21 protein-coding genes are annotated in these 23,072 nt (G+C 46.1%); 15 read left to right on the top strand and 6 right to left on the bottom strand.

Features of this window, described 5'->3' with window-relative positions; genetic code table 11:
- Positions 1-37 precede the first annotated feature (37 nt).
- Together L4D05_RS11165 and L4D05_RS11170 are read left to right on the top strand one after the other, a co-directional pair.
- Positions 38-499 (top strand): hypothetical protein, encoded by a 462-nt coding sequence (locus L4D05_RS11165; protein ID WP_428752985.1) that lies wholly within the window; start codon positions 38-40, stop codon positions 497-499.
- A 2-nt stretch (positions 500-501) separates the two neighbouring features.
- Complete coding sequence (locus L4D05_RS11170) at positions 502-1,572, top strand: sulfate ABC transporter permease (protein WP_428794024.1); 1,071 nt, start codon at positions 502-504, stop codon at positions 1,570-1,572.
- Between the two features lie 113 nt (positions 1,573-1,685).
- Here the strand turns inward: L4D05_RS11170 and L4D05_RS11175 are convergent, their stop codons facing one another.
- Positions 1,686-2,606, bottom strand: a complete 921-nt coding sequence (locus tag L4D05_RS11175) for a polyprenyl-phosphate transporter (RefSeq protein WP_428794025.1) — start codon at positions 2,604-2,606, stop codon at positions 1,686-1,688.
- A gap of 383 nt (positions 2,607-2,989) precedes the next feature.
- Here L4D05_RS11175 and phnF point away from each other — a divergent pair, with 383 nt between their 5' ends.
- Genes phnF through L4D05_RS11230 form a run of 11 tightly spaced genes read left to right on the top strand, consistent with a single transcriptional unit; the run spans position 2,990 to position 11,662 of the window.
- Positions 2,990-3,685: a phosphonate metabolism transcriptional regulator PhnF gene (phnF, locus tag L4D05_RS11180; RefSeq protein ID WP_428794286.1), complete on the top strand. Its 696-nt coding sequence runs from the start codon at positions 2,990-2,992 to the stop codon at positions 3,683-3,685.
- Complete coding sequence (gene phnG, locus L4D05_RS11185) at positions 3,686-4,132, top strand: phosphonate C-P lyase system protein PhnG (RefSeq protein ID WP_428794026.1); 447 nt, start codon at positions 3,686-3,688, stop codon at positions 4,130-4,132. It begins immediately after the preceding gene.
- Between the two features lie 59 nt (positions 4,133-4,191).
- A complete protein-coding gene (gene phnH, locus L4D05_RS11190; RefSeq protein ID WP_428794027.1) occupies positions 4,192-4,806 on the top strand; it encodes a phosphonate C-P lyase system protein PhnH in 615 nt (204 codons plus the stop codon).
- Positions 4,797-5,882: a carbon-phosphorus lyase complex subunit gene (locus L4D05_RS11195; protein WP_428794028.1), complete on the top strand. Its 1,086-nt coding sequence runs from the start codon at positions 4,797-4,799 to the stop codon at positions 5,880-5,882. The genes phnH and L4D05_RS11195 overlap by 10 nt, the downstream gene beginning before the upstream one ends.
- Positions 5,879-6,790: an alpha-D-ribose 1-methylphosphonate 5-phosphate C-P-lyase PhnJ gene (locus L4D05_RS11200; protein WP_428794029.1), complete on the top strand. Its 912-nt coding sequence runs from the start codon at positions 5,879-5,881 to the stop codon at positions 6,788-6,790. Before L4D05_RS11195 ends, L4D05_RS11200 begins: the two co-directional genes overlap by 4 nt.
- A complete protein-coding gene (gene phnK, locus L4D05_RS11205) occupies positions 6,787-7,650 on the top strand; it encodes a phosphonate C-P lyase system protein PhnK (RefSeq protein WP_428794030.1) in 864 nt (287 codons plus the stop codon). Before L4D05_RS11200 ends, phnK begins: the two co-directional genes overlap by 4 nt.
- A gap of 11 nt (positions 7,651-7,661) precedes the next feature.
- Positions 7,662-8,432, top strand: coding sequence for a phosphonate C-P lyase system protein PhnL (phnL, locus tag L4D05_RS11210; protein ID WP_428794031.1), 771 nt, complete (start codon positions 7,662-7,664; stop codon positions 8,430-8,432).
- A gap of 13 nt (positions 8,433-8,445) precedes the next feature.
- Positions 8,446-9,579 (top strand): alpha-D-ribose 1-methylphosphonate 5-triphosphate diphosphatase, encoded by a 1,134-nt coding sequence (gene phnM, locus L4D05_RS11215; RefSeq protein WP_428752870.1) that lies wholly within the window; start codon positions 8,446-8,448, stop codon positions 9,577-9,579.
- Between the two features lie 3 nt (positions 9,580-9,582).
- A complete protein-coding gene (phnN, locus tag L4D05_RS11220; RefSeq protein WP_428794032.1) occupies positions 9,583-10,257 on the top strand; it encodes a ribose 1,5-bisphosphokinase in 675 nt (224 codons plus the stop codon).
- Entirely contained in the window at positions 10,254-11,021 is a 768-nt protein-coding gene (gene phnP / locus L4D05_RS11225) for a phosphonate metabolism protein PhnP (RefSeq protein WP_428794033.1), read from the top strand. The genes phnN and phnP overlap by 4 nt, the downstream gene beginning before the upstream one ends.
- Positions 11,018-11,662, top strand: a complete 645-nt coding sequence (locus L4D05_RS11230; RefSeq protein ID WP_428794034.1) for a DapH/DapD/GlmU-related protein — start codon at positions 11,018-11,020, stop codon at positions 11,660-11,662. The genes phnP and L4D05_RS11230 overlap by 4 nt, the downstream gene beginning before the upstream one ends.
- Positions 11,663-11,737: 75 nt before the next feature.
- On the opposite strand, the gene L4D05_RS11235 is transcribed toward L4D05_RS11230, so the two are convergent.
- The 4 genes from L4D05_RS11235 to L4D05_RS11250 form a co-directional block, all read right to left on the bottom strand.
- A complete protein-coding gene (locus tag L4D05_RS11235) occupies positions 11,738-12,031 on the bottom strand; it encodes a YMGG-like glycine zipper-containing protein (protein WP_428752878.1) in 294 nt (97 codons plus the stop codon).
- A 236-nt stretch (positions 12,032-12,267) separates the two neighbouring features.
- Positions 12,268-15,423 (bottom strand): efflux RND transporter permease subunit, encoded by a 3,156-nt coding sequence (locus tag L4D05_RS11240; protein WP_428794035.1) that lies wholly within the window; start codon positions 15,421-15,423, stop codon positions 12,268-12,270.
- Between the two features lie 4 nt (positions 15,424-15,427).
- Positions 15,428-16,534, bottom strand: coding sequence for an efflux RND transporter periplasmic adaptor subunit (locus L4D05_RS11245; RefSeq protein ID WP_428794036.1), 1,107 nt, complete (start codon positions 16,532-16,534; stop codon positions 15,428-15,430).
- Positions 16,535-16,686: 152 nt separating this feature from the next.
- Positions 16,687-17,574 carry a LysR family transcriptional regulator gene (locus L4D05_RS11250; RefSeq protein ID WP_428752882.1) on the bottom strand — a complete coding sequence of 296 codons (888 nt, stop codon included), beginning with the start codon at positions 17,572-17,574 and terminating at the stop codon, positions 16,687-16,689.
- Between the two features lie 121 nt (positions 17,575-17,695).
- Here L4D05_RS11250 and L4D05_RS11255 point away from each other — a divergent pair, with 121 nt between their 5' ends.
- Positions 17,696-18,925 carry a serine hydrolase domain-containing protein gene (locus L4D05_RS11255; protein WP_428794037.1) on the top strand — a complete coding sequence of 410 codons (1,230 nt, stop codon included), beginning with the start codon at positions 17,696-17,698 and terminating at the stop codon, positions 18,923-18,925.
- 158 nt (positions 18,926-19,083) lie between these two features.
- On the opposite strand, the gene L4D05_RS11260 is transcribed toward L4D05_RS11255, so the two are convergent.
- A complete protein-coding gene (locus tag L4D05_RS11260; RefSeq protein ID WP_428794038.1) occupies positions 19,084-19,713 on the bottom strand; it encodes a hypothetical protein in 630 nt (209 codons plus the stop codon).
- Between the two features lie 453 nt (positions 19,714-20,166).
- Between L4D05_RS11260 and L4D05_RS11265 the strand changes: the two genes are divergently transcribed.
- A complete protein-coding gene (locus L4D05_RS11265) occupies positions 20,167-23,016 on the top strand; it encodes a hypothetical protein (protein WP_428794039.1) in 2,850 nt (949 codons plus the stop codon).
- The last annotated feature ends 56 nt before the right edge of the window (positions 23,017-23,072 follow it).

A 23,072-nucleotide genomic window follows, 5' to 3' on the forward strand; every position in this document is an offset into this window, starting at 1 on the left:
GTGTAATGAAATGGAACAAACCGACAACATTGTGAAAATGGTTAAACAGTGTTTAATCAGCTGTTTAGCAGTAGTGGGCTTGGCTGTACTAATTGGCTTATCTTCGGACAGCCGTGCATTTGCTGCTAATGAATATGCGGTGTTTACACTAAATACAAATTTTGAAGAATTATCTCGCAGTAAAGCGAGAATGGTTTACCGCGGTAAGGCTAAATCTCTGCAGGGAAAACGTATAGAAATCTCGGATTGGCCAGAGAACTCTTCTGAGCGTTCTGAATTTTATGAATACCTATTAGGTAAAGATATCGCACAAATGAATGCTTATTGGGCAAGCTTGTCTTTTTCTGGCAAAGCAAGACCGCCAAAGGAAATTGGAGACGCTTCGGTTACTGCACTTATTCATTGGTTGAAAGAGAAGCCGAATAGAATTGGGTATGCGCCATTAGATGCCTTACCTCAAGATGCTAAAATTCTATACGTTGTCAGCGGGGAGAAATAACCATGAATAACAAATTGCTCGTCTTAGCCATTTCTGCCATGAGTGCACCTTCTCTTGCTGCTATCGACCTTTCAGATAACTTTTCTATTAGCGGATTTGGCTCAACCTCTTGGGCGAAATCTGACAATGCAACACCGTTAATGGTGAATCGAAATATCAATGATGAAAATTGCTATGACTGCGACACGACGTTTGGTGTACAGCTAGATTATTATCGCGAAGCATTTAAAGCCTCTGTGCAAGTGGTTAAGCGTCCGCAAGACCACTGGAGTGAGCCACAGTTAGAGTGGGCATACCTAGGGTATTCAGTGGGAGATTTCGAATTTCGTGGTGGGCGGTTGCGTTTACCCTTGTTCTTAGCATCCGAATACTATTACGTAGGCCACGCCTATACAACGGCTAGGCCTCCAGAAGAGGTATACAACAGTATTCTTGGTATCACCGCTTATAACGGTGCTAGCGTTATTTGGAATGTTGATATATCGGATGAAATGCAATTATCGCTCTCGCCATTCGTTGGTTTTAAAGACAACAATGATGTGGATTTGAATCAAGCGATGTCGATGGAGTTTGAAACTAAGAATATGTGGGGGGCGAATGCCGTTCTAACGGGAGAGAATTATCGGATTAACTTTGCTTATCTTGATTCTACTTTTGATCAAACGGTCACGCTCTCAGGTTTCACTTTACCAACTCAGAAAGATGAGAGCATAAAATTATACTCTCTCGGCGGGGAGTATGACTTTGGTAGTTTGAAACTGACGGCTGAAGGGCAGCAAAATGACTTTGGCTCATCATGGTACAGCAGTGCCGCGTATCGGATTCAGAAATTTACCCCTTATGTTGTCTATGGGCAAACTCATCGTAAAAGTTCAGACACCAACCCGTTTGAAGGCAAGAGTGGTGATAGCTGGACATTAGGGTTGCGTTACGATGTGCTGTATAACGTGTCAGTGAATGCAGAGTGGCAGAAATTTGAGAGTTTTGGCAGCCAAAGTGGTCCATTTGTCTCTTCTCCCGGAAAGGATACCGACGCAAATCTCTACACTGTAATGGTTAACTTTGTGTTCTAGCCCTTGATGTTGTCTCAGTAAATCATCGAGTGCTGAACGTTTAAACGAGCAAGCAAAAAAAAGCCCCGACATGAATATTGTCGGGGCTTTGGTGTATTTAGAGCCTAGCTCGATTATTTCTCACCATGCTCAGCTATTTTTTCCAGCCCTAAGACTAAGGCAATACCAACAAACATCATGACAACGGCAATAGCCAGTTGAGAGGGGTGGCCAGAGACAGACTCAAAGTTAAATGGCGATAGATTCTCTTGGATAAGTGGAACCTGTTCACCGGAAGAATTGGTTCTCCAAGAAATGGTTTCTTTCCACGGCCAAAGCTTTGGTAGCGTACCCAACATTAAGCCAGTTAGGAAAACCAAGGCGAAATCACGGAAGCGTTTGAGTAACCAAGAAAGGACGTGAGAGAAGCTTAGTAGGCCAATCAAACACCCGGTTGCGAAGATTGCCATTACGTCAATCTGTAGCCCTTTAACTGCCGCAAGTACGGGTGTGTACATGCCAAGCAGCAATAGAATAAAGCTGCCAGAGATGCCAGGTAGGATCATGGCACAGATAGCAATCGCACCCGCAAAGAAGATATTGATGTTAGTCGGATCCATTTGAGATGGTTGCAACACCGTAATGCAATACGCAAAGGCGACACCAAGCAGTAAACAAACGAAACGTGAGAATGTTCTTTGTTCAACTTGCTTGAGCATGTGGTAAACCGAAACCAGAATTAAACCAAAAAAGAATGACCAAACTGGAATTGGGTGGGTTTCTAATGCCCAAGAGATGAACTTTGCAAGTGTAAGAATCGACGTGAGAATCCCGCCAAATAACGCGATCAAAAAGAAACCATTGATGTGATTGAACGCTGCTTTAAATCCGTCGCGTCGCCAGATGCCAAATAGGCTTGGGTTCACACGTCGAATGCTTTCTAGCAGCATGTCATAAATACCGGTAATAAAGGCCACAGTACCGCCCGAAACGCCAGGGACAACATCAGCTGCGCCCATAGCCATTCCTTTAAGAAAGGTCGTCAAATAATTCATATTATCTTTAAGGTTAGAAAAGTTGTCGCAAAGTATATATGGATGTGAGCGTGTATGCACCTAGAGAGTGATCTCATCTTACTGAGCGAAATAACATCAAACTATTGTGAACTTTCATACTAGATAAGCTGTAGTAAACCGACTAACCAATACAAAATTAATTAAAAATATCAGATGGTTAAGCTTGTCTATACAAGTTGTTGCCGCCCTTCTTTTGTTACGAATCAGACATATAAACGACACGTAATGTTCATGTTTTGCCGTCAGAGTATACCTAACCCGATAGGGAGGATGTGGTTGCTTAGTGCATTCATATGACATTCGTTTAGGCCACGTAGGGGCCTATGTACTGAAACTTATCTAGATAAGTAACAAGGAAAATGATGCCCGTTTATTTGGATATTGCCTCGGTGCTAGAGCAGGAAGTGAGAGCGTCCTTTCAGCCCGGTGATTACCTTCCAGCCGAATCGCAGTTAGCGCAAAGGTTTGCCGTTAATCGCCACACCTTACGCCGTGCGGTTGATGAATTAGTGAATATCGGCATGGTTCAGCGTCATCAAGGAAAGGGCAGTATGGTTGTTCGCCAGCCAAGTCAGTATCACATTCATTCTTCCGCCTACTTCACCAAGAATTTCATTGAACAAGGCGCACAGCCTCGTTGCGAAGTCCTATCTTCTCGAGTGATGTCAGCCCCATTAACGGTTGCTACCAACCTCAATATTGAAGAAGGGCAGCGCATTATCCATATACGCACATTACGTAAAACCGCGGATATGCCACGAACCATCATTGATCATTACTTATCAAATGCAGATTGGTGGCCGATTTTGAAGAATTTCAAAAGTGGATCGCTCCATCAGTTTATCAAACGCGGTTTTGCGGTCGAATTAGAGCGCAAAGAAACCAATGTAGGTGCAAGAGCACCAACCAATGAAGATTGCCGCTTACTGCAGATACCAGCAAGCACGCCAATCTTAAAAATTAAAACGAAAAACGTCATAAAAGGTACGAGCATTATTGCGGAGTTTTCAAGCTCCAATTGCCGTGCCGACGCCACAGAAATAGTAATGGAGCATTAAATGACTGCGGTGACCGAAAGATCAAAGTGGATGTCAGTATTAGCACAAAGTCGATTTGATGACTTACAGCATCATTGGAAAGCATTACAGCTGGAGGCTGAATATCAGATTGTTCGTCAGCCTGAGATTGGATTGACACAGATTCGAGCCAGGATGGGGGGGACGGGACGTCAGTTCAATATGGGGGACGCCACAATAACCAGAGCGGTGGTAAAGCTTGCCAGTGGTGAACTGGGCTACAGCTATATCCGTGGTCGAAACAAAGCGCACGCTGAAGTGGCCGCAGTGCTTGATGGGCTTTTACAAACTCAGCCATCACAAGCTCTATTGCTCAGTAAAGTGATTGAGCCATTAGCTGCTATTAAGCAAGAGCAGGAGCAGTTAAGGGCGGCTGAAGTGGCTGCAACGAAGGTGGACTTTTTTACCTTGGTTCGTGGCGAAGATTAACACTTTTCAAAGACCATCATTACGCATTGGTGAATTCATCAACCCAACAGGTAACACTCATGACAACAATTACACCAGCGTTTCAAGACGCTGTTCATGACAGCCTATACTGTTTTAGGCTGCTACTCAAAGCCATGTCCGAGCCCGGGAAACGCGTCACGTTAGATAAGAGCCATGGCTTTGGTGATATGCAGGCCGCAACGGCACAAATTCTCTTGAGCTTAGCGGACAATGCGACTTCTGTATGGCTATCTCCAGCACTTCAGAGCGATGAAGCGGTACTCGATAATGTGCGTTTTCATAGCGGTGCGCCAGTTGTAGCTGCGCAAAATGAAGCGGACTTTGCAGTAATAGCAGAAAGGGATCTTATATCGTGCAGCAGTCAGTGGTTAGCGTTTAATCAGGGCAATGAGGAGTACCCTGATCAGGCAACGACTGTGATTGTGGAACTTGATTCATTAACCTCTGGTCAGCGTATTTCTTTATCGGGTCCGGGTATCGAGACGCGATGTGACGCTTATATTGGTGACGTGCCAAGCGAGTTTCTGACTTTCCTGATGTCACGCCAAGAGTTGACAGACTTTCCACTCGGTATCGATTTGATTCTAGTCCACCAGCAAGATGTGCTGTGTTTGCCACGCACGACTAACGTTGAGGTGTCTTCATGTATGTAGCAGTAAAGGGCGGCGAGAAAGCGATTCAACGCGCCCACCAACTTCAGGCTAAAAAGCGTCGTGGCTGTTTGGAGCTTCCTGAGTTAAGTGTGGCTCAGGTGAGTGAGCAACTATCAGGCTCGGTAGACCGCGTGATGACCGAGGGCGGTATTTACGATCGCGAACTTGCTGCCTTAGCTATAAAGCAGGCCAATGGTGATTTGGTTGAAGCCATCTTCTTGCTCCGAGCGTATCGTACAACATTGCCACGTCTCGCGGTATCAGAGCCCGTTAATACTAGTGATATGCGAATCGAACGCCGTATTTCAGCCACTTATAAAGACTTACCTGGTGGTCAAATTTTAGGCCCAACCTATGACTACACGCATCGACTATTGGATTTTAGTTTGCTTGCGGAGGGAGAGGCGCCTCGGTTGGACACTGAACCGTGCGCGGACAGTGAACCTTGCCCGCAGGTGTTAGGGATCCTAGAGCATCTCGACATGATGAAAGTTGAACGTGATAACGAACAAGTGCCAGAAGACATTACGATGGCACCAGTCAATTACCCCTGTGATCGTTCTGCGCGACTGCAAAACTTAGTGCGAGGCGATGAAGGGTTCTTACTAGCGCTTAGTTATTCAACGCAACGTGGTTATGGTCGTAATCACCCATTTGCCGGTGAAATCCGTACAGGGATGACCGTGCTATCACTTAACCCAGAAGAGCTGGGGTTTACGGTTGATATTGGTGAGATTGAATTAACAGAATGTCAGATGATCAATGGTTTTGTTGGTAGCAAAACAGATAAAGCGAAGCTCACTCGGGGCTATGGGCTGACATTTGGCGCGACCGAACGCAAAGCGATGTCGATGGCGCTGGTGGACCGCTCACTTCAAGCGCCGGAATATGATGAAGAAGTGGCAAGTCCAGCACAAGATGAAGAATTTGTTTTGTCTCATTCCGACAACGTAGAGGCTGCGGGTTTTGTCTCTCATCTTAAATTGCCCCATTACGTCGACTTCCAAGCGGAACTAGAGCTGCTTCGTAAGATGCACAAAGAACATGATGCTTTAATGCAGGAGAATCAGTCATGAGCGAAATACAGACAATGTCATCTGCAACGGTTGGTCATGCTCAAGGGGTGACAGGCTATAACTATGGCTATCTTGATGAGCAGACGAAGCGAATGATTCGCCGTGCGCTACTAAAAGCCGTTGCGGTGCCAGGTTACCAAGTGCCGTTTGGTGGTCGAGAAATGCCAATGCCTTATGGTTGGGGCACGGGGGGCGTACAAATCACCGCTGCGATCATTGGTGAGGTTGACACATTGAAAGTGATTGACCAAGGCGCCGATGACACCACGAATGCGGTTTCAATTCGAGAATTTTTTAAATCGGTTGCGGATGCGAAGACCACGGAAAGCACCCGTGAAGCATCCATCATCCAAACTAGACACCGTATTCCAGAAGTGGCCTTGCAAGCTGATCAAATTTTAGTTTATCAAGTGCCGATCCCTGAACCGCTGCGATTTATTGAGCCCCGAGAAACGGAAACACGGAAAATGCATGCCCTACAAGAGTATGGCGTGATGCACGTAAAGCTGTATGAAGACATTGCACGTTTTGGTCATATTGCTACCGCGTATGCGTATCCCGTTCGAGTGAATGATCGCTACATTATGGACCCGTCGCCCATTCCAAAGTTTGATAACCCCAAAATGGACAACATGCCTGCGCTACAACTATTTGGTGCAGGACGTGAAAAGCGTATTTATGCCATTCCGCCTTTTACTAAGGTGCGAAGCCTCGATTTTGAAGATCACCCGTTCGAGGTTCAAAAGTGGGATGACCCTTGCGCCATTTGTGGTTCAACGCACACATTCCTTGATGAAGTGGTATTGGATGACAAAGGCAATCACATGTTTGTTTGTTCCGATACGGATTATTGCCGCGACCAAGTGGCTAAGAATGACAAGATACAACTACAAGAAGGTGTGGCATGAAGAACGCATTGAACAACCAGTCAGAGTGTACGTTGACCGATGAAAATGTGGCCCATAAATACACTGCCGACGCCGAAGCACCGCTGTTGTCGGTTCGACATTTAACTAAATTGTACGCACCCGGCAAAGGCTTTAGTGATGTCTCATTTGATATCTACCCAGGAGAAGTACTTGGCATTGTCGGTGAATCTGGGTCCGGTAAGAGTACGTTATTGAAATCATTATCTGGGCGTCAAACGCCGGATAGTGGCTCGGTTTTGTATGTAAGAGGCAAAGGTGAAGATCAGGTGACCCAACTTGAAGACCTATACGCCATGGCAGAAAGCCAGCGACGTCATTTACTTCGCACGGAGTGGGGAGTTGTTCATCAGCATCCAATGGATGGACTACGCGCACGTGTTTCGGCAGGAGGAAATATTGGCGAGCGTTTAATGGCGGTGGGAGAGCGGCACTATGGCAATATTCGTCAAGCATCGAGCAAATGGTTAACGGATGTTGAGATCCCGCTTGATCGTATCGATGACATGCCAACCACTTTTTCGGGAGGGATGCAGCAAAGATTGCAGATTGCTCGCAACCTTGTTACGCACCCTAAGCTGATCTTTATGGATGAACCTACTGGAGGGTTGGATGTTTCTGTCCAAGCGAAGTTATTAGATCTACTTCGTCGACTAGTCACTGAGCTTGATCTAGCGGTTGTGATCGTCACACATGATCTGGCGGTGGCGAGGTTACTTGCTCATCGTCTGATGGTGATGCGCCGCAGTGAAGTGGTGGAAAGCGGGCTCACTGATCAAGTGCTGGATGATCCTCAGCATCCCTACACTCAACTTCTTGTTTCATCTGTGTTGCAAAACTAAGGAACCTCATAATGAATGTTAAATTAGCCCATGTTCGATTACAGGTATCGAATGTCAGCAAAACTTTTGTTTTACATAATCAAGAGAGTGCTGAGCTACCGGTTCTTTCTAATGCCTGTTTCTCGGTCTCCGATGGAGAGTGTGTAGTACTAAATGGTCGCTCTGGTTCAGGAAAATCGACATTACTGCGTGCCTTGTACGGTAATTATTTGGTCGATAGTGGTGATATTGAAGTTGAGCATCAGGGGCGCTGGCTTAATCTAGCGACGGCGACACCAAGAGAAATCCTTAATGTCCGTAAACAGACTATCGGCTGGGTGAGTCAGTTCCTTCGTGTGATTCCACGCATCAGTGCTTTAGAGGTGGTGATGCAGCCAATGATTGAAATGGGGGGTTGTCGTGAACAAGCACAGGCTAAAGCTCAATCCTTGTTAACGCGATTAAACGTCCCCGCACATCTTTGGAACCTTGCGCCAGCAACGTTCTCTGGCGGTGAGCAACAACGCGTCAATATTGCCCGTGGCTTCATTGTTGATTATCCCATTTTGCTATTGGATGAACCGACGGCCTCACTGGATGCGACAAACAGTGCAGTGGTGGTAAATCTTATCAAAGAAGCCAAGGCTCGCGGGGCGGCTGTGGTGGGAATATTCCACGATGAGCAGACTCGAGATGAAGTTGCTGATCGCCTTTATGATGTTAAAAAAGGGGCGCCTCAGCCGACATCAGAGACCGCTTTGTCATCTATGTCACCGTCATCATCCATTTCCGCGTGCGCGTAACGGAGAACAACGCATGATTATCACCAATGTAAATCTAGTATTAGAAAATGAAGTAGTGCAGGGCTCTCTAGAAATGAGAGATGGCAAAATTGCCAGTATGTCGGATTCTCCTAGCCAAATTTCTGGTGCTTACGATGGAGAAGGCGGTTATTTGATGCCCGGCTTCATTGAGCTCCATACCGATAATTTAGAAAAATACTTCACCCCTCGGCCCAAGGTCGACTGGCCACCATTTTCTGCGATGAGTGCACATGATACGCAATTGATTGGCTCTGGTATCACTACTGTATTGGATGCGGTGGCGCTTGGTGACTTTCGAGAGGAGAAGCGCCAAGCAAACCTCGATTTATTCATTAATACGGTCATTGAAAGCCAAAAGCGTGGATTGACTCGAGCTGAGCACCGTTTGCATCTTCGCTGTGAAGTCCCTCATGAGACAACGGTTGAGATGTTTGAGCGCTTTATTGATTTGCCAGAGGTTCAATTGGTGTCATTAATGGACCATGCTCCTGGGCAGCGACAATTTGTCAATGTTGAGAAATACCGCACTTACTATCAAGGTAAATACAACATGAGTGATAGTGAGATGGCCGCGTTTGAAAAAATGCAGGTTGATCTGTCACAACGCTGGTCGAAACAAAATCGTGATGAGATTTGCCGTCAGTGCCGTGAGCACAACACGCCGATGGCGAGTCATGATGATGCAACGACTGAGCACGTGCTTGAGTCAAAAGCACTCGGTATGGCTATCGCGGAATTCCCTACGTCAGTTGAAGCGGCAAGAAAGTCTCATGAACTTGGTCTTAAGGTGTTAATGGGGGCGCCGAATGTCGTTCGTGGTGGCTCGCACTCGGGCAATGTGGCGGCGCATGAACTCGCTGCCCAAGGTGTACTCGACATTCTCTCTTCGGACTATTATCCAATGAGTCTCCTCGAAGCGATTTACACGCTTGCAGCGGATGAACGTAACACGTTGACATTGCCACAAGCGGTACAGTTGGCGACGAAGAATCCTGCCCAAGCCCTTAACTTGAATGATAGAGGCATCATTGATGAAGGTAAACGTGCTGACTTGGTCTTAGCGCGTCAAGTTGATGGCCATCCGTTGGTGGCGCGAGTGTGGCGTCAGGGGAAGAAGGTCTTTTAATTCATGCCATATCAGAATATGTCAGAGAAAGAAGAGGTGAGTGTTTGCTTACCTCCTTCATCTTTTAATGCAAAGGTGTATTACGTTATTGGTCCATCTGGTTCAGGCAAAGATACCTTGATAGAGGCGATTCGTGCGCAATTTTGTCGAGAGATTGTTATCGCTCATCGTTATATTACGCGACCTGCTGATGCGGGAGGAGAAAACCATGTTTCCCTTAGTCGTGAGGAGTTTGCAAGCCGGCAAGCCAAAGGCTTATTTGCACTGCATTGGCAAGCTCATGGTCTATGTTATGGCGTTGGAGTGGAAATCAAGACCTGGCTCGCGCAAGGGCTTTCTGTTGTGGTCAATGGTTCTCGGGCTCAGTTAGAACAAGCGAAAAGGGTGTTCTCTGGCCAGTTAATTCCGGTTGTTATTGAGGTTGAAGCGTCTATTTTGAGGCAGCGTCTTACGGCAAGGGGTAGAGAAAATTCTGTTCAAATTGAGCAGCGTTTACAGCGTGCTAAAGCGTATAGCGTTGCGGATATAGAAGGATATATGGGAATAGAAGAAAGTTGGGTGATTGATAATAGCGGGTCAGTGTGTGCCAGTGTGGCGCAGTTTCAGGCCAAACGTCAACAATTGGAGGTCGGTTCAGAGTTGGAGGTGGACGCAGTATTGGCCACGTCAGCGCAATGAAGTTAACGATGTTGGGGACGGGCAATAGCGCTATGATGCCAGTGTATGGCTGTTCGTGTGAAGCGTGCCTATTAGCAAGTTCAAACCGCCAATTAAAGCGGGAAAAAACGTCGGCCTATATTGAGCATAACGGACACATTCTACTTTTAGACGCGAACGCCCCTGATTTGTTAATTCGCTTTCCTGCAGGGAAGATCAGCGCCATATTGGTGACACACTACCATATGGATCATGTGCACAGTTTGTTTGATCTGCGGTGGGGGATGGGCGAGCCCATTCCTGTTATCTCACCAGATGATCCGAATGGTTGCGATGATCTTTACAAGCATTCAGGGTTGTTGGATTTTTCCCAACGCGCAACGCCGTTTCAAGCGTTTACGTGGCAAGGCATTACGGTTACCCCCCTACCTCTGACGCATTCAAAATTATGCTTAGGCTATGCGTTTGAATTGAATGGACAATGCTTGGCGTACTTGACCGATACCAATGGATTACCTGTCGAGACTAAGGCATGGCTCTTGGCTCGGCATGTACAGTGGATTATTACTGACTGTAATTACCCGCCGATAGAATGCGAAGAAACGCGCCTTGTTCAAAATCATAACGACATACATCAAGTCGTGCAGATAGTAGAGGAGTGCCAGCCAGACAATTTAGGCTTGGTTCACGTAAGTCACGATACTATCAACTGGCTTAATCATCACCAGCACACGCTGCCCCATACCATTCAACTACTAAGCGACGGTCAGGAGATAACATTATGAGTCAACCACAATCAACGGCACTATCCGCAGCGCCGAGCGTCTCACCATGCGTAAAATACCATCAAACTGAGCTAGGCTACTGGACTGAAGTGGCGGAACGCTGCGTGCTCAATAACGTGGTGTTGGGCGACTACAGTTATATTCAAAACGACTGCAACCTGATGTTTACCGAGGTAGGAAAGTTCACGTCGATAGCGGCTAACGTGCGAGTAAACCCGAGCAATCACCCATGGTGGCGTCCGACACTACACCACTTCACGTATCGACCTGGTAAGTATGGTTTGGGAGAGAACCCAGCCACACTGGATGATGAAGTCTTTGCATGGCGTGAAGAGGATAAAGTCACCATTGGCCATGATGTGTGGATTGGTCATGGTGCCATTGTCCTACCGGGTGTCACGGTGGGAAATGGTGCCATTATTGGCGCGGGTAGTGTAGTCACCAAGGATGTTCCTGCCTACTCGATAGTGGTTGGAAATCCGGCACGAGTGCTACGAGATCGTTTTGATGACCCTAGTTACGCTTCACGTTTGGAAGCGTTGGCTTGGTGGAATTGGAGTGAAGAAAAAATCGCCTTAGCATTACCTATTTTTCAGAAAGGTTGTGGTGAGTTTTTGGCTCACTTTGAAAATAGTCTGTAAGGCGAGAGATGAAGTAGCGCTAAAACTTAAGGTTTACAATGATGCAACCGGAGCACGCTCGTCGCTGCGGTTGATCTAGTCCCATACGGCATCGGCGATGATGTCATCTTCTATGTCTTCTCGGATTGAGTCTGCGACGATTTCATCTGCGATATAGTTGTCACAGTCAACCTCGTCATAAGCGCCTGATATGACACCTGCAGTTGCCCCTATTGCCGCGCCAGTTGTGGCATTGCCTGCGACCGCGCCTACGACTCCACCAACCACTGCGCCTTCAACGGCATCAGTGATTTCATTGCCGCCATCACATGGATGGTAGGCACTCGCGCCAGTCGCAATTAAAGTCATGAGTAAGATGGATTTTTTCATTCTATTTACCTATATAAAATCGTGATAGAGGGTGAGTAAAAGAGCCTTCCTTTGGCGTATGCTCACTCTACCTAGCTTCTGATGCAGCGCGAAACTACAAACTATCGAAGAGATGAATAGGTGATAGAAGACTTCTCAACAGCATGATATTCGAGACAAAAAAACCAAGCGTTGCGTAGCGCAAAGCTTGGTGAATGAGTCATTTGGTATGGGGAACAATGATGTCTCTGCAGGGGTTATGGCATTTTATCAGGCCCACACGGGACGCGAGTTGATGGCAACTTAGGTTTAAATCGCCCATGTTCGCGTAGTCTTTGTAAGGCGATAAAGAACACCGGAACAAGGACGCAGCCAATCACGGTTGCAGCTAGCATACCTCCAAAACTGGCGATGCCTAGCGCATTACGGCTGGCCGATCCTGCGCCACTGGCAATAACCAAAGGGAGGACGCCCAAAATGAATGAAAAAGCCGTCATCATGACTGCGCGTATCCGCAGAGCAATGGCTTGTTTAGCCGACTCCATAATGGATAATTGGTTGTCTTCGCGAAGTGTTTTAGCAAACTCCACAATTAATATGGCATTGCGACTGGCCATGCCGATGAGTAGAACCAAACCGACTTGTGTATAAAGGTTTATGGTGCCACCTGTAGCGAATACAAACCCCAGCGCGCCAATGAGCCCTGTTGGAACACAAAGAATGATCGCCATTGGGATCAACCAGCTTTCGTATTGGGCGACAAGAAATAAGTAGGTAAACAATAACGCAAGGGCGAAAAGATAGGGTGCAGCATCCCCGGCCGCCAACTCTTGATAAGTCATCCCTGTCCATTCGTAAGCGTACCCTGAAGGGAGACTCGTTGCGGCAATTTTCTCCATCTCATCGATGGCTTCCCCTGAACTATAACCGTGAGCAGGAATCGCCAATATTTGCGCAGTGTTATAGAGATTGTATCGCGCGGTATTATCTGAACCTACTAGCGGTTTGTAGCGAGCAAATGTTGAAAGTGCGACCATATTCCCACTGTCTGATTGAACGTAGAGTCGACTTAAGTCGTTTTCACTGTTGCGAAACTCTTGCTCTGCGAGAAGGTTTACTTGATAGTTTTTGCCGTATTTGGTGAAGTCGTTGACATAAAGGTTACCCATCATTGCCGAGAGGGTTAGATTGACCTCTTGTAGGTCGACACCAAGGGCAAGTGCTTTTGCTCTATCAATATCAAGATACAGCTGCGGAACATTAGCACTGTATGTGGTGAATGCCATCGCTATTTTTTTAGATTGATTTAGAGCATGTAAATAGCCATTCAGTGCTGGCGCCATTTCTTCTATTGGACGACCGTTGAGATCTTCGACTTGTAGGGTGAGTCCACCCGCGTTGCCCAGCCCCGGAATAGCGGGCATAGAAAATGCCATACCAGAAATATCTTGGTTACCATCAATAAGGTTCTGTGCTTGGGCCACTAAGGCAAATTCACTTTGTTCTGGTTCGCTGCGCTCGCTCCAGTTATCAAGCACAACGATCATCATCCCTGAATTTGGTGAAGCGGCCCCTTTGAGTAATGAGTAACCCTTAGCGGCGATGACATGTTTTACTCCACTGAGCGAGGAAATATCCGTAACCAGTTGATCGACAATAATGTCGGTTCTGTCGAGTGCTGCCGCTTCTGGGAGATTGACGTCAATGATGAAGGAGCCTTGGTCTTCTGCGGGAATAAAATCACTCGGCGTAAAGGCGGCAAACGTGGCGATCCCCCCGAGAATGGCAATAAAGAAACACGCAGAAAGAAGAAGGCGGCGACCAAGGAAGCTTACCGACCCGACATATCCTCGAGTAATTTTCGCGACTAGGGTGTTAAAGGCCGCTAATATACCGCGTTGTTTTTTTTCTTCGTGTTTGAGCATGACGGCACACAATGCTGGCGTAAGCGTTAATGCCACTATGGTGGAAATAATGGTCGAGACTGAAATGGTCACGCCAAATTGCTGATACATTTGTCCCACCATACCGGGGGCAATAGACACAGGGCCAAACACGGCAAGTAACACTAATGCGGAAGCAATAAGTGGCGCGGTGACTTCTTTCATGGCTTTGGATGTGGCAGTTTTTGCATCAAGATGCTCCTCTTCCATGAGCCGTTCGACGTTTTCAATCACAACAATGGCGGCATCGACGACTACGCCGATCGCAAGGATTAAACCAAACATTGAAATCGTATTAATATCAATGCCCATAGCGGCCATCACGACAAAGGTGCCAATTAACGACACTGGGATAGCGATGGCTGGAATAATAGTGGCTCGCCAACTTTGTAAGAACAAAAAGGTTACGGCGACCACAAGCAACACGGCAATATAGAGTGTTTCGAATACTTCATCCATCGACACTTTGATGAATGTCGTGGAATCATAGGACACATCGTAAGCCATGCCTTGAGGGAAGCGCTCACTTAGAACCGTCATAATCTGGCGAACATCTTCAGCAACTTGTACGGCGTTCGCACCAGGCGCTTGATAGATGGCAAGAATTGGACTTTCATTTCCCGCATATGTCGCGATGGCAGAATATTGCTCGGCGCCAAGTTCTACTCGGGCGACATCTTTTAGATACACAAAGCTGCCATCGTTATTGGACGCTAAAATAATGTTGTCAAATTCAGTCGTATCAAGAAGGCGACCTTTGGTTTGAATGGTGTATTGAAACACTTGGTTTCCTGCCGTCGGTCTCTCTCCCAGTTTTCCAGCCGCTACCGTGGTGTTTTGCGCTGCAATAGCGTCGGCAATGTGTGAAGCTGTGATGGCACGCGCCGCCATTTTTTCTGGATTAAGCCAGACACGCATCGAGTAGTTTTGTTCTCCGATAACTTGTACTTTACCCACACCTTCAACGCGTAATAGTGCATCTTTGATGTTGAGTGAGGCGTAGTTAGAAAGATACAGATTATCGAACTTACCGTCAGGCGAGTACGGGTTGACGGTCATTAGGATGGAGTTGGCTACTTTTTCTACGGTAACACCTTGCTGTTTTACCTCATCGGGCAATTTAGCCATGGCTTTGTTGACTCGGTTTTGCACTAAGACTTGAGCTTTGTCAGGGTCGGTGCCAATTTCGAATGTGACATAAGCCAGGTAGGTATTATCGTTGTTCGATTTGGACTCAAGATAAATCATCCCTTCAACGCCGTTGATTTCTTGTTCAACGACACTGGCGACGGTATCTCGGATGGTATTGTGATCCGCTCCGGGATAGACGGCGTAAACCTCGATAGAAGGGGGAACAATATTTGGAAACTGGGAGACCGGCATTTTCATTAGGGTCAATAAACCAGCGATGGTCATGACGATCGATAGAACGATCGCAAAGTTCGGACGGTTGATAAAAAATTCAGCCATGATGCTATCCTCTCTGGTTCACATCGACTTCCATACCTAACTTTATGCTTTGTAGTCCCTCTACAATGACACGCTCACCTCCAGACAACCCCGATTCGACAAGCCAGTTATCATTGACTCGATCACTCACCTGTATGTACTTAGCCTCGACAATATTACGATTGTTCACGACCAAGACGAAACGGCCCTGTTGGTCTTCTTGAACCGCTAATTGCGGGATTAAGATGGCAGAACTGGGTTGGCTCTCAATACTTGTTACAGTAACGAACTGGCCTGGAATAAGCAGATTATCTGGGTTCGGAAATTTGACTCTAAAGCGGATTGAACCGTTAAGGCTGTCCATGTGATTATCAATGAAATTGGATTCGCCTTGGTGGCCATATTGTGCACCATTGGCGAGTTGCAAGGTAAAGTTTGGTGCTGAAAGCTCCCTACCTTTGATCAACTGCTCTTGTAGGTTGTTGACGTGTTGTTTCTCATCCAACTGGATATTCACGTACACGGAATCGAAGCTAACGATTTGGGTGAGGGCTTGGCTGCCTGGTCCCACTAAAGCGCCGGGGCTAAATCGACTCGCGCCAATGATGCCGTCAAATGGTGCGGTGATTTTGGTATACGATAATTCGAGTTCTGCACGTGATAGTGCGGCTTTTGCCGCGTCAATTTGAGCAAGCGAAGAGGTGCGTTCAGCGGTGAGCTGATCTAATTCTAAAGAGGAGAGGGCTTGCTTTTTGACGAGGGTGATGGCTTTTTTGTGCTTCTGGTCGATGATATTAAAATCAGCGGTTGTTTCTTTTAATGCGGCTTCTAGGCGTAATATCTCAATTTCAAACAACGCGGGATCGATCTCAAATAGCAATTCTCCCTTACTGACTTGCTCTCCTTCGATAAAGTGACGTGACTTTAAGTAGCCCGAGACTCGTGGAACAATGTCGACTTTATGGATCGCGGCAGTTTTTCCTATAAACCGCGCTTGGTGGTAGTAGGGTTGAGCCGCGATCGTAACGACATCAACCGATACAGTCGTGTTTGCGGTGTTTTCTATTTGGGGTTGGCAAGCTGCTAATACTAAGGGAAGTAAGCAAAGCGTCAGCGTTTTGGATTGGCGCATAAGGACCTCTGATGTAATGAGAGAGTGCCTTATAATATTTCTGATCTTTTAATAGTTCGAATTAGTTATTATTCGATTTGTCAATACGTCATTGTTGGTATTCGGGCTTAATTATCAATTTTTATGGGCAACGATAAGCTAACTTACACTGATTAACTTGCAGATTCGGTTTGAAAAACGTGCTTAATGTGTTCAATAACGAACGAATGTACTTCGGTTATTGGTTGATTTTTCGGCCAAATAACATCGTACTGTACCTGCAATTGGGTTTGTACAAATTCTGGTCGGATAGAAATGATATCACAGATTGGCTGCTGATTTAATCGATGCAAAAAACCCCAGCCTAGGCCAGCACGAACGAGAGAAAGAAAGTTGTGGTACCCGTTGCTTTCCAGTAATGACGAGGACATTTTTGTGCCTTGACGCAATATAGTAAGGCTGCGACTAGAGGGACCAATTAACTGGGTGTGCGCCATTAGATCGTCGTTGCTGATGGTACGCTGCTTCGCTAAAGGGTGCGATTGACCACAAACAATGTCAATCATGCAGTTACCAATTGCTCGAAATTCGTAAAACTGACTATTGCCTTCCAGGGTTGGTGCAATAGCTAAATCGATGCGTTGTTCTCGCACTCGTTGAAGAATATCTTCTGGGGGCAGAGATAGTATGGTTAGCGTGATGTGTGGCCAGTTTTTTTGTAACGCTTTTAACAAAGGTAGAAATGGTTGAAGATCCAATTCTTCATCAATAGCTATCATCATTGTTGCAGGGATACCTATTGAGAGTTGCTGGGCATTACGCTGGAAGCGCTCAATACTCTCAACGGCCACTTTTGCTCCATCGTATAGGTTTCGGCCCGCTTCAGTAAGTTGCGGGTATTTTCCTTCTCGGTCAAATAGCATCACGCCTAAATCATCTTCAAGCTTGGCGACATTACCGCTGACCGTCGTCAGATGCTTGCCCAGTACACGCGCGGCGGCACTGAAGGACCCACAATCGGCAGAGGCAATAAAAGATTTGAGTAAATCCGGTTTAATCATGATGCGACTCGCTATTTCTACCCTATGATTAACTCATAGGAAGCCTAGTAACTACTAATGAAAATAATATAGATAATAGACGGACTTTCAACCAGTACCTTGCAACATGAAGGAGTACATTATGAAAAAATCCATGAAAACGATCGCTGTGGTTGCCTCATTAGCCACCTCGATTGGACTTGCCTTTGCCGACAATGCTTTTGCTAATAATGACCATGCGAGCGCTTCCCCATCGAATCAGGTTCCAGTGACCATTGATACTTGGCAGCAACAGCGTCATGTTGGCCAAGCAGTGATGCCTACGTTTTACCCAAATATGATTGCGGTTAATGCGCAGGATGTGTTTAAAGTGGATCATCAAAAACGTGACTACCATTTACATGAGATTCCTTCTGTTGCTCGCTTATTGAATCACCCTGCTACAGGCAGTATTGTTGTGATGACGGCTAACGGCGACGTGTTACTAGAGCAATATCGTAATGGCCATGATCGTTCGACGACGTTTTCAGACCAATCCGCAACTAAGTCAATAGGTTACATACTGCTCAATAAAGCGATTGCTGACGGCAAAATTAAGCTCACAGACAAAGTAGAGAAATACATTCCTTCAATCGGCTCAGGGTTTAGAGGCCGAACCGTGGGGGATGTGGCGGCGATGAATGTGAATCATTCTGTTGCTGAGCTGGCAGCGTATAAGGGTGACCCCAAAGCGCTCGCGAACTTTGACAAAGATGAGCGTGTGATCGGTATGCAGCGTAACGATGAGCGCTTGGAATTGCGTGATTGGATTGAGTCGATAGAGAAGATGGGGCAAAGCAATGAGTGGCAAGGCGACATGGCAAACTATGCCACCATTAATACCAGTGTACTTGGCTGGTTGGTCGAGTCGGCTACGGGCGTAGGGCTTGATCAGCAAATTCGTGACTTGTTTCACGAGGTTGGGGGAGAAAATACCGTCTTTATGGGTACCGATTTTGCTGGAACGCCTGTGATTGGCGCGTCGATGATGTCTTCAACCATTGATTTTGCGCGTTATGGGCGCTTACTGATTAGTGACAAGCAGCAAGCTATTCAGGATATGAAAGTGGCAAACAAAGAGGGTGAGCCAGTACCCGCAGAGTTGACGCACATCGAAAGTCGCTATTATAAATCGGCGATTATGAATGAGTATGGCCTTGGGCATAGTGGTTGGGCGGGTCAATTGATTTGGGCGGATCCTGAGTCAGGCATTATCGTGGCGATTAACAGCATGATTCAGTCTGAGTTACCTGCGCCGTACGATCACTTTAACAAAGAATATGAAGCGGTATTTGACGTGGTGAAATACATGAGGGCTCAGGCTCAACAGTGAACTGATTATAGTAGTGGATTGGCGATAGTAGCGGATTGGCGATAGTAGTGGATTAACTATAGTCGTGGACAGGCTATATTGAAGGTGTGAAATTCAGCGCCGCAGAAAAAGTGCTCAACATCAGATAATGTTGAGCACTTTTTTATGAAAAGAATGGGCTATTTCTTTAACGCATCCAAGACATCTTGCTCGGCAAAGATGGTTTCAAATCGGGTTTGATACGCTTGTTGGACATTGTTAATGATGGAGTCTCCTCCATTGTCTGGGATATTATCCTCTACGTTATAAACTCGAGTCAGCAGTGATTTTCCTTTCGAATCTAAGATGGTCATCGTGACATCAATATACACGCCATCGCTAAAGGCGTGGGTGTCGTACTTCCAGTTGCGCATTTCAAACAAAATAGACTTATTACCAGCACTGACTAAAGCACTTTTTACTTCAGTTGTGTCCATAAGCGGTGTCGTAATGACTTGTGTGACTTCGACCCCCGCTTTCTCAAAACCGGCGGATAATCTATCTGAGAGATAATCGGTTAACGGTTGCTTGGTGTAGGTTTCGTAGGAATAAGGAATCCCAAAACCAGAGCGTATTATGCCTTCAAATGCGACGGTTTTATCGTTATCTAAGACGTAAGGACGCTGATCATGGAATGCCAGACTGATGTCACTGTACTGTGTATCGGCATTAATATCCGGTGCGGTTTGTTGTGCATTTTTGGAAGAAACGCAACCTGATAGAGAAACTAGCCCTAGCGTGATTAAACATGTTTTTATTATTAATTTCATGGTATTACCCTTAAATAGACAAGGTAATATTTTAGTAATTATAAGTGCTGAAAGTGTATCCCATAAGTCTTATAAATGGATGACTTGCGAGGGACCAAGCAAAAAAGGCATGGATTAATTCAATATTTCAATGGGTTATCGTTCCAGCATTGCCGAGTCTATTTAAAGAAGGCAAAAAAAGTACATTTTCCTATAAAAGTCGCAACATGGCGATAATGGTGAATGGCTGCATTGTCGAATTTTTCGCCATGGTGCCTTGTGGGAGTTTTCTTACCTTCCTTATTGGCAAGTATTCACGACACGTGTTGTGGAGTTAAGCTCACAACCTCTTATGTTTTGCTTAGAAGTGCGTCGCATTCTCTACGACTTTGGTCATTGCTCAATAAATGGTCAGTTAACGTGATGGCAGTCATTAATATCGTGAATCATCAACATTTCAGAATAGGGAATATTATGAAGAATGGAATGCGGCTTTCAGCACTGCTAATGATGCTAGCAAGTGGGTATGCGGTGTCGGCTGATATAGAGTGGATAGGGGGAGAGACTCAAGTCAACAATGGCGATGTGGTCAGTTATCAAGGCGAGTGCTATCAAGCGCAAAACAGCCCTGGACCTTGGGAAACCCCTTCTAAACAATCTACCTGGTTTTGGAGCTCAGTGGCCTGTTCATCACCCATTACTCCTCCAATCTGCCCTGACGGCACAGAGCTTATTAATAACGAGTGTGTAGCGCCACCTGAGCCACCGAACTGCACCGAGAACCAACAGCTCGTTGATGGTGTGTGTGTGGATCTTCCTCCTACAACAGACACGAACGCTCAACCTTGGATTGAAGGGAAGACACCGGTTGTTGATGGCGATATCGTGCTTTATCTCGATAGCTGCTATGAGGCAAAAAACAGTCCGGGAATTTGGGAGACACCTTCCAACAGTTCTTGGTTTTGGCAAACGGTCGAGTGCCCAACAACGTCGCCTGAAGAGCCGATTACCTGCCCTGATGGTTCAGTAGTTAACAGTGTAAATGAGTGCCCTGTCTCGCCTCCGGTTGTGGAGTGCCCCGATGGATCTACGGTTGATAGTGCTGAGTTGTGTCCAGATGTCACTGCGAACTTCTACGTAAGTCCAACGGGTAACGACAGCAATAACGGTTCTTTCACCGCCCCTTTTTTAAGTCTTAAAAAGGCGTTAACTCAGGCATCAGCTGGGCAAACCATCGAGATGCTTGCGGGTCGTTATCAACAAGATCAAGTTGTCGATAAAATTAATGCCACGGCAAGTCAGCCTATTACTATTAGAGGCAATGGCGCAATATTTGACGGTAGTGTTGAGATCAAACAACCTTGGTCGATTCATAGTGGGCAGATTTATAAGACTCAATTGACTCAAGATATTTGGCAACTGTTTATTGACGATCAGGTTGTGATGCCAGCACGGTGGCCGAATGCTCAGATTAATGATGGCTCTTTGTGGAACATGAAAGCAACGTGGCGTCATCAAGCGCCGCAAAGTCAACTTGGTGTGATGATTGATGAACGTCCATACGAAAGTATTTCAGTTAAAACTGCAGGTAACGAATACGTTCATTTACCCGCAGGAGTAAATGAGCAGTCACTTGCAGACTCAGGGATTGATGCAACAGGCGCGATTGCCATACTTAACATTGGATCTTGGTTAAACTGGGCGCAAGTGGTGTCGGAGCATACACCGGGTAGCAACAAATTTACCTATAGTAGCGATTTTTCTGGCTCTGGTACGGCGATGAAAAATGCGGCCAGTATTTTAAGTAACGCGTCATTTTGGCAAAACAAAAGTGTGAAATATGAAGAGGGTCATTACTATTTAGAAGGCAAGTTAGCGCTGCTCGATAGCCCCAATGAATGGTTTTTTGATCGTAACAGTAAAACCCTATATTTGTGGGCGCCTGATAATCAGGATCCAAATCAACTGGTTATTCGAGGGAAAACCCAAACCTATGGATTAACCGTTCGTAACTCTAGTTATATTGTGGTTAAGGATATGGACTTCTTCGCCACCGCTTTTACCGTGATCAACTCACACAACATTACCTTTGACGATGTTGACGCAACGCATTATGCCTATTCGCAGCGAATGCTGGGTAATTTGACACGTCCAGACACCATCAAATTTATCAATAACAATTCAGCGATTACTCGCACCCACAATCGTATTGTGAATAGCTACTTTGCTTACACAGACGGCCCTGCAATGGAAATGATCAAAGAGCAAGGCGATGTGATTGATAATAACCTAATCCACGATATTGATTATTCAAACTTAGGAACGGGTGGGGAAGGTTCAATCAACATGGCTCAGCAGAGTCGGGATATTACCTTTAGCAATAATACCTTCCATACCGCAGGCAACTCTGAAGGTGTCAGGGTTGGAGCTGAGTCGAAGGTGACGGGGAATCATGTCTACAATACCAGCTTATTACAACATGATGGTGCGGCGATTAACGTGGGTATTGATGAGCAAGCAGGGACTGAAATTGCCTATAACTGGGTTCATAGTACGCCAAAAGCCGGAATTCGTTTTGATGGCGTAGAAGGTGCTGCGAAAACAGGGCGGGATGGTGTTGTGCACCACAATGTTATTTGGGATACCAATTTCTCAATTATTAAAGGTGACTATCAAGGTACTTACAATAACTTAGCGTTTAATAACCAAGCGGTTGACCTGATTATCTTTAATAAAGAAAGTGCCGGTGGCATCAACCACAATTCGGAAACGATGAATAATTTAGTGGGGAGCTTAGTGGGGAGAAAGTCCGGTACAGCAGAGCAGCTTACAGTCCCTGGCATCACGGGTTCGAACTTAACCGCGACGTCGGGTGATGTTTTAGCTCATCTTGAAGGCGCGTTGTGGGGAGACTTTAGGCCTATTCAAAGCAGCCCTATCGTTGACACAGGCTCAAGTAATACTCGCTTTACGACACTAGAGTATATCGGTAACGCCCCGGATATTGGCGCTTATGAGCGAAATGACCCGCTTTATTGGCTACCTGGACATCAAGGGTTGAAGCCGAGTAATCCCGTGCCATTTAATGGCTCTGAAGGTGTGTCATTAAATCCCTATTTACGATTCAATGTGCAAGCTTTAAGCTCGGATGTCAGGGTACTTTTTGGCGCGACACCCACGTCCTTAACGACGGTATCAGCAATTGATGCAGAATATAGAATGAATGGTTTAATTGGGAATACGACATACTACTGGCGTGTAGATACTGGACAAGGCGAACAAACTATTGAGGGTCCTATTTGGTCATTTACGACCAAACCATAGAGTGATGAGAGTACCATCGGAGAAAAGAGCCACTGTGCTTTCTTCTCCGATGCCCA

Origin of the sequence: Vibrio nomapromontoriensis, from assembly GCF_050337205.1 — a bacterium.
Lineage (GTDB): Bacteria > Pseudomonadota > Gammaproteobacteria > Enterobacterales > Vibrionaceae > Vibrio > Vibrio nomapromontoriensis.